This is a genomic window from Cryobacterium sp. AP27 (genome assembly GCF_056680495.1).
In genome coordinates, this window is the sequence record NZ_CM155285.1 from 2,524,909 (window position 1) to 2,537,922 (window position 13,014).

General features: G+C 62.1%; 9 protein-coding genes. 6 read left to right on the forward strand and 3 right to left on the reverse strand.

Going from position 1 to position 13,014, the window contains the following annotated elements; all coding sequences use genetic code 11:
- Positions 1 to 27: 27 nt before the first annotated feature.
- Positions 28 to 798: a glycosyltransferase gene (locus AC1MB9_RS11970; protein ID WP_479962171.1), complete on the reverse strand. Its 771-nt coding sequence runs from the start codon at positions 796 to 798 to the stop codon at positions 28 to 30.
- Positions 799 to 998: 200 nt separating this feature from the next.
- Between AC1MB9_RS11970 and AC1MB9_RS11975 the strand changes: the two genes are divergently transcribed.
- The 3 genes from AC1MB9_RS11975 to AC1MB9_RS11985 are packed head-to-tail and all read left to right on the forward strand — an operon-like array spanning position 999 to position 3,735.
- A complete protein-coding gene (locus AC1MB9_RS11975; RefSeq protein ID WP_479962172.1) occupies positions 999 to 1,736 on the forward strand; it encodes a glycosyltransferase family 2 protein in 738 nt (245 codons plus the stop codon).
- Positions 1,733 to 2,113, forward strand: coding sequence for a DUF2304 domain-containing protein (locus AC1MB9_RS11980; protein ID WP_479962173.1), 381 nt, complete (start codon positions 1,733 to 1,735; stop codon positions 2,111 to 2,113). Before AC1MB9_RS11975 ends, AC1MB9_RS11980 begins: the two co-directional genes overlap by 4 nt.
- Positions 2,110 to 3,735 (forward strand): DUF2142 domain-containing protein, encoded by a 1,626-nt coding sequence (locus AC1MB9_RS11985; RefSeq protein WP_479962174.1) that lies wholly within the window; start codon positions 2,110 to 2,112, stop codon positions 3,733 to 3,735. The genes AC1MB9_RS11980 and AC1MB9_RS11985 overlap by 4 nt, the downstream gene beginning before the upstream one ends.
- A 1,142-nt stretch (positions 3,736 to 4,877) precedes the next feature.
- Here AC1MB9_RS11985 and AC1MB9_RS11990 read toward each other — a convergent pair.
- Both AC1MB9_RS11990 and AC1MB9_RS11995 read right to left on the reverse strand, forming a co-directional pair.
- Positions 4,878 to 5,864: a glycosyltransferase family 2 protein gene (locus tag AC1MB9_RS11990; RefSeq protein ID WP_479962175.1), complete on the reverse strand. Its 987-nt coding sequence runs from the start codon at positions 5,862 to 5,864 to the stop codon at positions 4,878 to 4,880.
- 17 nt (positions 5,865 to 5,881) lie between these two features.
- Positions 5,882 to 8,365 (reverse strand): glycosyltransferase, encoded by a 2,484-nt coding sequence (locus tag AC1MB9_RS11995; protein WP_479962176.1) that lies wholly within the window; start codon positions 8,363 to 8,365, stop codon positions 5,882 to 5,884.
- A 197-nt stretch (positions 8,366 to 8,562) separates the two neighbouring features.
- On the opposite strand from AC1MB9_RS11995, the gene AC1MB9_RS12000 reads away from it, so the two are divergent.
- The 3 genes from AC1MB9_RS12000 to AC1MB9_RS12010 all read left to right on the forward strand — a co-directional run bounded on the left by AC1MB9_RS12000 (position 8,563) and on the right by AC1MB9_RS12010 (position 13,005).
- The gene (locus tag AC1MB9_RS12000) at positions 8,563 to 9,900 is read left to right on the forward strand and encodes a glycosyltransferase family 4 protein (RefSeq protein WP_479962177.1); all 1,338 of its coding nucleotides are present in this window, start codon (positions 8,563 to 8,565) and stop codon (positions 9,898 to 9,900) included.
- A gap of 62 nt (positions 9,901 to 9,962) precedes the next feature.
- Positions 9,963 to 12,026, forward strand: coding sequence for a glycosyltransferase (locus tag AC1MB9_RS12005; protein ID WP_479962178.1), 2,064 nt, complete (start codon positions 9,963 to 9,965; stop codon positions 12,024 to 12,026).
- A gap of 76 nt (positions 12,027 to 12,102) precedes the next feature.
- Positions 12,103 to 13,005: an ABC transporter permease gene (locus tag AC1MB9_RS12010; RefSeq protein ID WP_479962179.1), complete on the forward strand. Its 903-nt coding sequence runs from the start codon at positions 12,103 to 12,105 to the stop codon at positions 13,003 to 13,005.
- Positions 13,006 to 13,014: the final 9 nt, after the last annotated feature.

A 13,014-nucleotide genomic window follows, 5' to 3' on the forward strand; every position in this document is an offset into this window, starting at 1 on the left:
ACCGTCGAGCCTACCGCAGCCGGATTCTCAGGCCTGAGCGCTCACGCGCCGCGCCGCGAACGCCGACGCCCAACGAATCGGGTAGTTCCATACCGGGCTCAGCGGGCGCAGCCCGGCCGGCAGGTGGCGTCGTTTGACGGCTTCGGACTCGAGGCTGGAGCTCAGTCGATTTGCCACGGTGAGCGAGTCCGGATGCCAGCGGAAGGCCGAAACCGGCACCCGCGTCGAGATGAATTTGCCATACTTGCGCAGTTTCAGGAACGCGTCGAGGTCCATGGCGTACTTGAGCCTCACGTCGAATCCGCCGATCGCTTCCAGCGCGTCGAGGCGAATCATGGTGCCGGGGTGCGGGATGAGGTCTGGGCCCCACGCGAGCAGAAACGTTGCCAGGCCGCCGGCATTGCTGAGTGCAAGCTTCTTGCCTGTGGGGTCGATGTATTCGCAACCGCCGAAGGCCAAGACAGCGGTCGCGTCCCTGTCGAGCATGTCCTGCAGCCGCTTGAGACCGCCGGGACGAAACAGATCGTCGTCGCCGATCCATGCGTAGTAGCGTTCGTGCGTGCGCGCGGCGAGTCCGCAATTGATGGCCGCCGAAATGCCGGTCTTGGGGTCGTCGATCACCACGGCGCCATATTCTGCGGCCATCACACGAGCCTCGGTGGCGCCAATCGGAGCGACCACGGCGAGGGTGAGTGCAACGTCTTCGCGCTGACGCTTGACTGCTTCAAGCGTCTCGCGGAGGCTGTCGATTCTGTCACCAAGTGTCGGTAATACGACAAGGATGTCTGAACTGCTCATGAGCTGGCGGAAACCGCGTGCCTTTCAAGGGAGAATAGGGTTGTCGGGAAAGTAGTACACAGGCTAATACGAGGCTCCTGTGACTCTTCCCAGTCGACACGAGTCTATCCAACGCCCCGACCCCTCGATCTCTCCGTTCAGGAATCAACGCGCGAGCTGCAGTCCTCTGTTCGGTTCAACGGTTGGTAGGATTTCATATCATGCACACCCGCCTCGAGCAGACCTTGATCGTCCTGCCCGCTTTCAACGAGGAAGAGTCGGTGGCGGCCGTACTTGCCGAAGTCTTCGCCGCTCTTCCCGGAGCTCGCGTTCTGGTCGTTGACGATGGATCACGCGACAGCACCGCCGACGTCGCTCGCGGTGCCGGCGCTCAGGTTGCCCGTCTTCCCTTCAACCTCGGAGTCGGCGGGGCAATGAGAGTGGGTTTCCGATACGCGGTGGAGAACGGGTTCCGCAACGTCGTACAGGTGGATGCCGATGGTCAGCACGATCCGGCGGGTGTCCTTTCCCTCGTCGACGCGCTCGAGGATGCCGATGTCGTGCTCGGCGCCAGATTTGCCGGTGAGGGCGAGTACGAGGCCCGAGGGCCACGTCGTTGGGCGATGGTGGTACTCGCCGGCATAATCAGCCGGCTGGCGAAGACGACCCTGACGGACACGACCTCCGGTTTTCGGGCCAGCGGCCCGCGGGCGGTGCGTCTTTTTGCCGACCACTATCCCGCGGAGTATCTGGGTGACACCATCGAATCCCTGGTCATCGCGGCCAGGGCGGGCTGCACGGTGAAACAGGTCCCCGTTGCCATGAGACCTCGGGCAGGCGGGGTTCCTTCCCACGATTCATTGAAGGCGGCCGCGTACCTGGGTCGAGCCAGCATGGCGCTCGTTTTCGCCCTGATGCGTCCCAAGCTTGCACTCACCAATCTGGAAACGAAATCGTGACGCCCACCAGCTATGTTCTCGGAATCCTGGCCGCCGTTTTCACCCTGGCCGTCGTAGTCGAGATGCTTCGTCGGCGCCGACTTCGTGAACGGCACGCCATTTGGTGGTTGATTGCCGGGGTGCTCGCTCTTATCGTCGGAGTCGTCCCGCAAACCTTGGAATGGGCGGCTGCCGTTGCCGGAGTGGCCATTCCTCTCAATCTGGTGTTCTTTGTCAGCGTGTTCATCCTGTTTCTGGTTTGCATCCAGCACAGTGCCGAGCTGACCGAACTCGATGAGGAAACACGAACGCTCGCTGAGCAGTCCTCGCTACTTGAGTTGCGCATACGTCTTCTCGAACAACAGGCAGATGCGGGAGCGCGCTCCGAGGACCGGTGAGAAACTTGTGGAAGGTTTTCTTCAGCTCCTGGATGCTGCTGTCGCTCTTGTCCGGGGCGTGGGCGATAGCCACTCCGATCTCAGGCGGACCCGATGAACCTGCCCACCTGGTCAAGGCCGCGTCGGTAGCTCGCGGCGAATTCATCGGGACCCCGTCCGAGCATGGCCACACGGTCAGCGTTCCCCAATATATCGCCGAGACTCATACCGCGACCTGCTTCGCGTTCAAGCCTGACGTCTCTGCCGACTGCGCGAATTCCACGACTTTTGACTCCGCAGAAATTGTGCGGGCGGAAACATCCGCGGGACTTTACAACCCGGCGTACTACGCTCTGGTCGGATGGCCCACACTGTTCTGGGACGATGGGGTCGGCATCTACGTGATGCGAATCGTCAGTGGCATTCTGGCTTCCGCATTTCTCGCCGCCTGTTTCGCCCTGATGTCCAGCTGGACGCGCCGGGAGATTCCGATCCTGGGCCTCGTGATTGCGTCTACACCGATGGTGCTCTTCCTCAACGGAATCGTGAATCCGAGTGGGCTGGAGACGGCGGCAACGCTCGCGGCATTTATCGCGCTCTTGTCTGTCGTGCTGGAGGAAGACGAGCGGCTGCTCCGGGTCCGATTGGTCATCCTCGCGGTCTCAGCAGCGTTTGCCGTGAATGCGCGAGGACTCTCACCACTCTGGGTCGCGATCGCACTGGCCATTCCGCTGACGCTTCTCACGGGACCACAGCTGTCTGTACTTCTTCGTCGTCGCGCCGTGCTGTTCACGATCAGCGGCGTTCTGGCTTTCGTCGCGCTGGCGGCGACGTGGACCTTCGCCACGAGTTCCTTGACCGCCGACGCCGCGCCCGGCACCGCAGAACCTCCCTATCCGGGGGTGGGTGCAAGCGTGTTCACGGGGTTCATCACGATTTTTCGGGAAACGTTCGGCTACGCCCACGGTCTGATCGGACAGTTCGGTTGGCTCGACACTCCCGCTCCCGCCGCCACCCTGTACGCGTGGGCGACCATGACGGGAGCCCTCTTCCTCACCGGAATGGCTCTGCTGCGCGGACGCGCTCTCGTCGCGTTCTCGCTGTTGCTTGCCGCTCTCGTGCTCACCCCCGCCATTGTCCAGGGGCTGTACGTCACGGAGGGCGGCTTCATCTGGCAGGGCCGATACGCACTCCCCCTGTACGTTTGCCTCGTCGTCGGCACGGCTGCGCTCGTCGCCGCCCGGGTGTCCTGGACATCGGCGCCACTTCGCGCTCGAAGCACCGGAGTGATCTTGTTAGTCAGCGCAAGCGGCCAACTCTTGGCCTTCGCGGTCGTGCTTCAGAGGTATGCCGTTGGAGCGTCCGGCAGCCTCCGTGACTTCTACCTGGCACCGTACTGGCAGCCGCCGGGTGGCGTTCTGATGTCGCTGGGCGTCTTCATGCTCGTACTCATCGCATGCTGCATCCTGATTCAGCGGTGGCTGTCCGGGGACGCTGGCGACGAGTCGATGGATGTCGCTCTATTCGCTCGCACCCGCGATGCGCCGTTCTGCTCGCAGGAGATAGACGGTGTGGATCACGAGGCCGACGAACGGACCGAGTGCCAAGGCAAGGATACTGCGGGCGTTGAGTCCCAGAGGTAGATAAAGCGACAGCACCACCACCACGGCGGCGGTGGCCCATCCGATGGAGTAGATCGAGTGCGCGCCCCGTGCAAGGACGGCCGGCCCGCTGACACACAAAGCGGCCGTGAATCCCGCGGACGCGACGACAAGCCCCATCGTCACCCCGTCGATCGCATACTTGGGGCCGAACAGCGCGAGGATTTCGGGACCGATCCACCATGCCAGCAGGGAGGCGACCGCCGTGGCCGCGCCGATGGCGCCAAGAGTGATCGCGAACGACCGCCAGAACGTCTGAGTATGATCCCGGAAGTACACAATGAGGTAGCTCTGCAGTGCAAGGAAAGGGATGACGAGCGGAGCCCGGGTCAACGTCACGACAGCGATCAGGGTGCCAACGGCTGTGGCCGAGTCGCTGTGCGAGGAAACGCTGAGGAAGAGCGGAAAACCACTGATCAGGATTCCCGTGGCTACAGAACCCGTCACGGTTCTGACGGAATTCCAGGAGACTTGCTTGACGCCGACATCCAGCACGGCAAGTCCGGCAATGCTGCGGCGCACGACCAGCCACACCATCAGAATCGTCAGCGGAAACGGGAGCACAACGGCCCAGGACAGCAGCTCGTTGGTCAGTGCGAGGGAGAGGGACAGAGTTACAAACGCGAGGCGCAACAGCGCATCCATGGAAATCATCACTGCGAGGGTGCGCCACCGGTGAAGACCGTACATGGTCCCGGAGAACACCGCGACCACGACGTAGGACGACGCGCCGACGGCCACCGCCAGGACCAACGACCATGATGAGGCCCCCGAAAAGACCATCGGGCCCCAGAGGGCGCCCGTGGACGCGAGCGCCCCAAAAACGAGTACTACTGCCATCGCACCGAATTGTCGGGCAGTCGTGCTCGCAGCCGCGACCGAGGCGCGTTCAGACCGGATCTTCGTCGCGCGCGTGATTTCTTGCTGGATTCCGGCCAGGCCGCTGACGACAAGATACAACGCTGACCAGAAGACGCCGAACCGAAGATAGTCTGGCGGGTCAAGGTGAGCAAGAACCACGGCTTGGACCGCGTATCCGGTGAGTCCGCCGATGGCTGTCGCGAGCAGGATGAAGCTGAGCCCCGTGCGCGCCGGCATCGAAGGTGTCCGAGCCATTCGTGTCGTCATGGCGCATTCCTCTGCGACGCAGGTTGAACCAGATCACGCACGATGTCGAGTGCGCCCTGACTGGCAAAGTGTGAGTACTGCCCTGAATACGCAGCGCGCAGCACGGGTGAGATCCGCCGGATTCTGTTCGTCGGGAGATTCGCCCGGTACCTCTCGAACAAGGCCTTTGCGCCTGCCGCGGAGACGCGGTCCTGAGAGACGGCGGATCCGAGTTCACGTAAACGGTCGACAAGGCCGCCGGAGCGAACCGCCAGTACTCGGTTGCGCGAGCCGCGGTCTTCGAGCACCCGGCGGATCTTGATTCCCAACGTCGGAACGAGAACTCCGATCTGGTTGCCGCCGTGCTGGCGATAGTCGACCAGCTGGTCGGGGATAAAGTCGACGTCCCCGATGGCCGACGCGATGGCTGCCAGCCACTCGTCGTGCACCCAACCTGGCGGGAATGGCAATGCACTCCGCAGCAGGCCGCGTCGGATCATGCTGGTGGCACCGGTGGCCAGATTTCGCCGTAACAAGACACGAAAGGCATCGCCTCCGTGAATGGCGGCTGCATCGGCCTCGCTGAGCTCAAGGCTACTGAGCAGGAGGCGCCCCGTGGGCAGACCGTTCGCGTCGACGAGGCGAGCATCGGTATGCAGAAACAACAGATCAGGCCGCCTGTCGAATTCGGCGATCATGCGCGTCATCTTGTCCGCCCGCCAAACATCGTCCTGGTCGGCCAACGCGATCAAGTCGAACTTGCAGGCCGCCACCGCGCGTTCAAAATTAGCCGTCACGCCGAAGCCGCCACCGGCCAGGAACCGGAATTCGGTCAGCGCCCCTGCGGCTGTAGCTTGATCTGCCAGGGCGCGAACTCGACGCACCGTATCGTCACTGGACCCGTCATCAGCCACGATGATCTCGCCGACGACATCGCCCTGGACGAGGATGCTCCGCACCTGTTCCTCGACGAAGCGCTCACCGTTGAAGGTGCACAGCGCCACGGAGACCCGCGAGTCCGTCACCGGAGGCGCCGAAGGCGGCTCTGCACCTTCTTCACCACGACCCGAGGACCCCCGGTGCGAAGGTAGTGAACCACGAGACCGGCGTCATGCCGCAGCCCGTGCTTGCGGCGGCGGATGACGGGTCGCCGCGCCGAGGCCGTGCCGGGAGCGACAACGCCGCTCGCGATCAGGTCGGGAGCATGCCTCGGGTTCGCAATGAAGGCCACGAGGGGCGCAAGGGCAGTCTCCCACTCGAACCGTTCGCGGACACGCCGAATGTTCGCTCGGGCCGTCGCCGCAAACTCCTCGTCAAAGAGAACGCGTTCCATGGCCGCCACCAGCGCCGACACGTCCTGGGACGGAACCACAATTCCCAGATTCTCCGCGGCGATGATCTCGGCGAAATGATCGCCCTCCGTCACAACCATGGGGAGGTCGGCCCACAGATAGTCCAGGATACGGGTGCGGAAGGAAAACGTTGTCTCAACATGCGCGAAATGCGTGCTGACGCCGGCGTCCGCTTCGCCGAGGTAGTTATGCCTGTCGCCATAGTCAACCCACGACGAGTTGAAGAAGACGGCAGAGTCGAGCACGCCCAGGTCGCTGGCAAGCGCCCGAGATTCAGCGACGATACCCATCTCCGGTACGCCGGGGTGCGGGTGCTTCGTACCCTGGAAGAATAGTCGAATGTTGTCGTGCGTCTGGGACAGCTCGGCCACGGCCGAGATGAGAGTCTTGGGATCGAACCAGTTGTACAGGCCGCCGCTCCAGAGGAGGAGCTTGTCGTCGGCACCGATACCGGGGCGAACGCCCTTCAGCACCGGCCGCGTTGCGGGCGGGAAGACGCGGTTGAGGCCGAACGGGGCGACATCGATGAGTTTCGTCAGGTCCGGGTCGTCGGCATAGTTCGCTGGGTTGACCCGCCCCAGGGCGGCGAGCTGACCCAGGTAGAAGTGGCGTTGACGGTCGGAGGCGCAGAGAAAGAAGTCCCCGCGTGCCAGCTGTTCATTGAGCACATCGGTCGCGTCAGAAACCTGCCGGCTCCACTGTTCCGGGCCCAGCTCCCGACCTTGCTCAAGCTGTTCGAGGTGCATCGGATCGTAGATGTCGGCCACGATGATCTTGTCCGTTTTTCTCAGGGACTCGAAAAGCGCCATGGCCAATCCCTGAAAAATAATCACGTCAGCGCCTTGTTCGAGCTTGCGCATGGCCCGGTCATCACCGGGCCGCACGTGCGTGATGTCGAAGGGCGCCGACACCGCTTCCGCTCCGGCCAAAGTAACGAGGGTGACGGCATGGTCCTTCGCCAGCGTCTCTGCCATGTGCCAGGCGCGGATAGCCGGGCCGGCCATTTTTCCACCAATCGGATCGCCGGTAATGATCATTACACGCGTGACGACGGGGGCCTCTGTCACGCCAAAGGCTGTGACAATTTTGTCGTAACCCTCAAGGTAATGTTCGGACGAGTAGGATGGCGCATCGGTTTCCCCGAAAAGGGACCACAGCTTGTTGTCCGCGACAACCCGACTTGATTGCACCTCGTTGCGTGATTTCGTGAGCGCGGGCAGGTCCTCAACGAACTGATCGATGGCGTACACGCCGGCGAGCGTGTCTTTGGCCACCGACATCACGGGGCCGTCGTCGCCGCCCTTGCGCAGGTCGAAGGATGTCGAGTCAAGTTCGCCGCGGGCGACCGCGCGACGCACTGCCAACAGCACGGTGGCGGCGAACGTGCGGTTCAGAGCCTCTTCGCCGAGGTTCTTGTACTGTGCAAAAAGCGCGTTGCGCTCCAAGAGGTAGGCCTCCTTGAAGGCTCCGAAGGAGGACATCGACGCGTGGTGCTTGTGGTAGGCGAAGGACGCTGGCTCGTACACGAAACGCCACCCGCGGAGGTTGAGTCGCCAACCGAGGTCGACGTCCTCGAAGAACATGAAGAATCTCTCGTCAAATCCGCCCAGTTCCACATAAACGGAGTGGCGAACGAACATCGCGGAGCCCGTGCCGAACAACACGTCGGTCACGCGGTCTGGCGTACCGGGCAACGGGGCGGCGGTCAGCGGCTTGTACCCCTGACCGAACCAGGTCATGGCCGATCCGATGTAGTCGACCAGGACACCATCCCAGTCCACAACCTTGCTCGCGACCGCGCCGATGTTGGGACTCTCGGCGAAGCGATCGACGGCGGCACGCACCCAGGCCGAGTCCGGCTTGGCGTCGTTGTTCAGAAATGCGAGGAACTCGCCCGTGCAGGATTTGACGCCAAGGTTGCAGCCGCCGGCGAATCCGAGATTCTCACGCGACTCAATCAGAATGACGTGGGGCGCAGCTGCCCGAATACGCGCGACACTGTCGTCTCCAGACGCATTCTCGACGACAACGATTTCGAGTAGTTCGCTCGGCCAATCGAGTTCGCCGAGCTTTTGAATGGCGGCGATTGTGTCGTCGGTCCCCTTGTAGTTGACGAGGACGACAGAAACAACATTTGCGCGCTGCGTTGGCATGCAAACCTCTCGATAGCGGAACACCGAGTGCGATTCTATCAAAGCTCTCTTTTGCTCCGGTCCCTCGCCATCTGGCCCTTGCGGCCCGGAGTCTCAAAAGCGGCCGTGGTAATCTCCATAATCAGCCGCGTCCCGCCACAGACAGTGCCGGGACATTGCGGCCAACCATGCACTCACTTGCAGATCGAAGAGGAAACGTGCAGCGAAAAGTTCTCATCATCACGCCCGACACACTGGGCATCCTGATGGCAGGTCCGGCGATCCGCGCGTTCGAGATGGCGAAGGCGTTGTCACGCGTGGCCGATGTCAGACTCGTCTCGACGGTGAGTTCGGAGCTGCTCAGCACGGACTTTCAGGTCGGCTACGCGGACGACTCGGTGCTTCGCAGCCACGCAGAGTGGGCGGACGTCATCGTCTTCCAAGGCCACATCTTGGCCGGATTTCCGTGGCTGGGCGAGAGCGACCACATCCTCGTTGCTGATATCTACGATCCGATGCACCTTGAGGTGCTCGAACAGGGCAAGGGTCTCGTACCGCCGGCTCGGCTGGAACAGTCGCTGCACACCGTTGAGGTGCTCAACGGGCAGATCGAACGGGCGGACTTCATGCTCTGCGCGTCTGAAAAGCAGCGGGACTTTTGGCTCGGCCACCTCGCTGCCCTCAGCCGCATCAATCCTGCAACGTACGACGAAGACGCCAGCCTTCGTTCACTACTGGCAATCGCGCCGTTCGGCATTGAAGACGAGCCGCCCGTTCAGGTACGGCGGGGCATCAAGGGCGTTGTCCCGGGCATCAGCGAGACCGACACGGTCATCCTGTGGGGCGGCGGGATCTACAACTGGTTTGACCCGCTGACGCTGATCACGTCAGTGCACGCGCTTTCGCAGCGCCACCCCGAGCTCCGGCTTTTCTTCCTCGGCGTCAAACACCCGAACCCGAATGTCCCGGAGATGGAGGTGTCGTTGAAGGCCCGGCAGCTGGCCATTGACTTGGGACTGTTGGACACGGTCGTCTTCTTCAATGAGGGCTGGGTTCCCTACCAGGAGCGCGCCAACTTCCTATTGGACGCGGACATCGGTGTGAGCACACACTTCGACCACCTTGAAACCTCCTTCAGCTTCCGAACCCGCATTCTGGATTACCTGTGGGCTTCGCTCCCCATTGTCAGCACAGCAGGCGACACGTTCGCGACAATTATCGCGGACAACGGCCTGGGACGAGTTGTGCCGCCGAAGGATGCAGTCGCCCTGGAGGCGGCGCTTGAAGGCCTGCTCTACGCCGACGGCGAGCGCGATGCCGCCAGGCAAAACGTGATCCGTTATGCGCAGCAGCTCAAGTGGAGCGACATGTTGAAGCCACTGATCGAGTTCTGCACCGCTCCTCGACGCGCAGCAGACATCGTCGCCGGGGTTCGATCCCCTCGGAACCAGCACGTGGCGGATCTTGTGTTCCGCATCGAGAGCATGGAACGCAGCACGTCCTGGCGGCTCACCCGCCCCGTTCGTTGGCTCAAGACCCTGTCAGCCCGTCGGTAACACGGCAACAGTGGGGTGCGTCCATCATCTGAGAACGAGTTCATGCGAAAGTGGGAGTGGCAATGGACGGTGACCCGCACGTGCCAGTGTCTCGGGCGATGAGCTTCCTGCCCTGGCGATCTGCACGCGCGCGAGCATCGATGCGTCAACGCCGTCGCCAGATCCGTTCGATATCCCGTTCGCCGATATTCGACTGGGAGTACTACGAGTTGCAGGCGGGGGTGTATTTCTCCACCGTGGAAAGCGCGGTTGAGCACTTCGTGGATGCTGGGATTGCGCAGGGACTGTCGCCCTCACCGTTCTTTCAGCACGAGTGGTACACGTTTCACGCGTCACCGGAGCACGACCGCACGCTCGAGACTTTCCTGTTTGGTGGCGATCGCCCGGCGTCCACGGCACCCACGTTCGACGCCCAGCGCTACGCTGAACAGCTGAACCCGACGGGTCGCACGCCGGTCACCGCCCGAATCGCGCTCGAGCATTTTCTTCGCCAGGCCTCAGAGACGTCGCCTTTGCCCGTTCACCAGTGGTGCGCAGGAACACCAACGGTGGGGCAGGCGCGAGAACAGGCGCTCGTGACTGCGGAGCACAACAATAAACGGGCCCGCCTGCTGCGACCACGACTGTCCACCGCGCCGATTGTGAACACCGAAGACACCGAGTCGGATGGCCGCCTCATGCCGCTGGTCACGGTGGTTCTTCCTGTCCGCAACCGGGCGCATCTGGTGCCGACGGCAATTCAGTCCGTCCTCGCTCAGTCGTACCTCAATTGGGAGCTCCTGGTCGTCGACGATGGATCCTCAGATGACACGCCGTCGGTCGTGTCAACTTTCGCAACCGCCGATCCCAGGATCCGGTTGCTTCGCCAGCCGCCTACCGGAGTCTCGGCTGCCCGCAATGCGGGTCTCAGCGCCGCAACTGGTGAATACGTCGCCTTCATCGACTCCGACAACGCGTGGACGGAACGGATCCTGGAGCGCAGTGTGCACGCACTCGGGCAAACGCAGGCCGTGGCCGTTCATTCCGCCGTGCAGCTCGTAGACGAGCATGGGGAAAGTGAATACCTGGCTTTCGCAGGAGACCGCGAAGATCTCCTGGCCGGCGGCAATTTTGTCGACCTGAATACCCTGATATCACGGCGTGAGGCCCTCCTCGCCATCGGCGGTTTCGACGAAACGCTGAAGAGGTGGGTTGACTACGATCTCGTCATCCGGCTTTTCGCGATAGAACGCCCGGTATTTCTGAATTTCATCGGTGTTGCCTACAGCCACAACAAGGAAGCGGGCCGGATCAGCACCACTGAGCCGGCCGGCTGGGAACAAGTCGTACTCAGTAAGTACCTGATGGACTGGACCGCTCTTGAGACCGGCCTCGGTACCCGACGTTCAGATGTCCTTTCCATCGTGATGCTGACCTACGCCGACTGGCGGATGACTCTGGTCGCCGTCCGATCCATCCTCGAGTGCGCCGGATCGCGGCCTTTCGAGCTCGTGGTCGTCGACAATGGGTCTCCGTCTTCGGTTGGTGAGATTCTGTCCGCGGGGCTCCTCGGCGATGCGCGCGTGACGTGTGTCTCGCTCATCAGGAACGTGAACTTTGCCCTGGGGTCAAACATGGGCTTCTCGCTCACGTCGGGTGCGCTCGTGGCATTCCTCAACAACGACACGTGCGTGACTCCTGGCTGGCTGGACTCCCTGGCGGCAGCCTTCGCGGGACAGGAACACACCGGCGCAGCGCAATCGGTGATCATCGGCGAGAGCCAGGAAACGCTGGACACCGGAATTACCTTCCCCCCTCCGCACTTTCTGCCCCGCGCGCGGACTGACCGCTCCGAGCACAACCAGCGCGTCGATGCCGTATCGGCTGTCTCCGTAATGTTCAGCGCGGCAGAATTCGTCGGAGTCCGAGGATTCGATCCACTCTTCTCCAACGGGTGCGAAGACGCGGACATCTCGCTGAGAATGCGAGACAGGTCCGGCTGCACCTTTTTTCTGGTGAGCCATTCGATCGTCAAACACCTTCAGGTGTTCAGCCCCGGCCGGTTCGCCGCGGTGGAGAGCAACGAGCGCATCTTCAGTGATCGCTGGCTGCGCCATCTGGAGGGCACAACCGTCCCCAGCTCCTAGCCCCGACGGAGCCATCAGGGCAGGTCACTATACTTACTCAGTCTTCGTCCTCGTCCCCGTAATGAAATGAATGTGAATGTCAGCTCAAGAGCGTTTCGCCAATCTTGCCTCGCAGGACCTGGTGACGGTCGGTTCAGGCCCGGGTAAAGGCCGCGGTCTCCGGGCGACCTTGCGTGAGGTATTCAGCAATCGCGAGATGCTCGCTCTGCTGGTGCGTCGCGACCTCAAATCCCGATACAAGGACAGCGCGCTGGGTTTTGTCTGGACGCTCGTTCGTCCGCTCACCCAGCTCTTCATCTACTACATCGTCATTGGAAAGTTTCTCTCCGCTGAGCGCGGCATTCCGGACTTCGCGATCTACGTTTTCACCGGCCTGACCGCCTACGGCCTCTTCAGCGAGATCTTGTCGAGTGCGACGTCTTCGATCGTGGGCAATGCCGGTCTGATCAAGAAGATCTACCTGCCTCGGGAGATATTCCCGTTGGCCAGCGTGGGTTCCGCCCTGTTCAACTTCTTCAATCAATTCCTGATTCTGATCGTCGCAACGATCCTGCTTGGCGCGTTTCCGACGACCCCGGACATCGTGTATCTCGTACCTGCACTTCTGGTGTTGCTGGTGTTCGGAACGGCATTTGGAGTACTCCTCGCCGCGGTCAACGTGTACCTGCGCGACATGCAGTATCTGGTGGAAGTGCTGCTGCTCCTCGCCCTCTGGGCGTCGCCCATCGTCTATTCGTGGGAAATGGTCAAGGACTTCCTCGGAAGCGGAATCGCGCTCGAAATCTACACGAACAACCCCATCACACTGAGCGTGCTCGGCTTCCAACGGGCGATGTGGACGGCCGGCCAGGGAATCGTGGAAAGTCCAGCCGATCTGATGATGCGGCTCGGGATAGCCTTCGTCGTCGGCTGCATCCTCTTGGTGATCTTTCAGCGCGTCTTTGCCAGACTTCAGGGCAATTTCGCCCAGGCCCTCTAGACGACAGAT

Excerpts from the sequence above, each read along its gene's own strand:
- AC1MB9_RS12005 (WP_479962178.1), top strand. The coding sequence starts at position 9,963 with ATGGACGGTGACCCGCACGTGCCAGTGTCTCGGGCGATGAGCTTCCTG.
- AC1MB9_RS12010 (WP_479962179.1), top strand. The coding sequence starts at position 12,103 with ATGTCAGCTCAAGAGCGTTTCGCCAATCTTGCCTCGCAGGACCTGGTG.
- AC1MB9_RS11975 (WP_479962172.1), top strand. The coding sequence starts at position 999 with ATGCACACCCGCCTCGAGCAGACCTTGATCGTCCTGCCCGCTTTCAAC.
- AC1MB9_RS11995 (WP_479962176.1), bottom strand. The coding sequence starts at position 8,365 with ATGCCAACGCAGCGCGCAAATGTTGTTTCTGTCGTCCTCGTCAACTAC.
- AC1MB9_RS11970 (WP_479962171.1), bottom strand. The coding sequence starts at position 798 with ATGAGCAGTTCAGACATCCTTGTCGTATTACCGACACTTGGTGACAGA.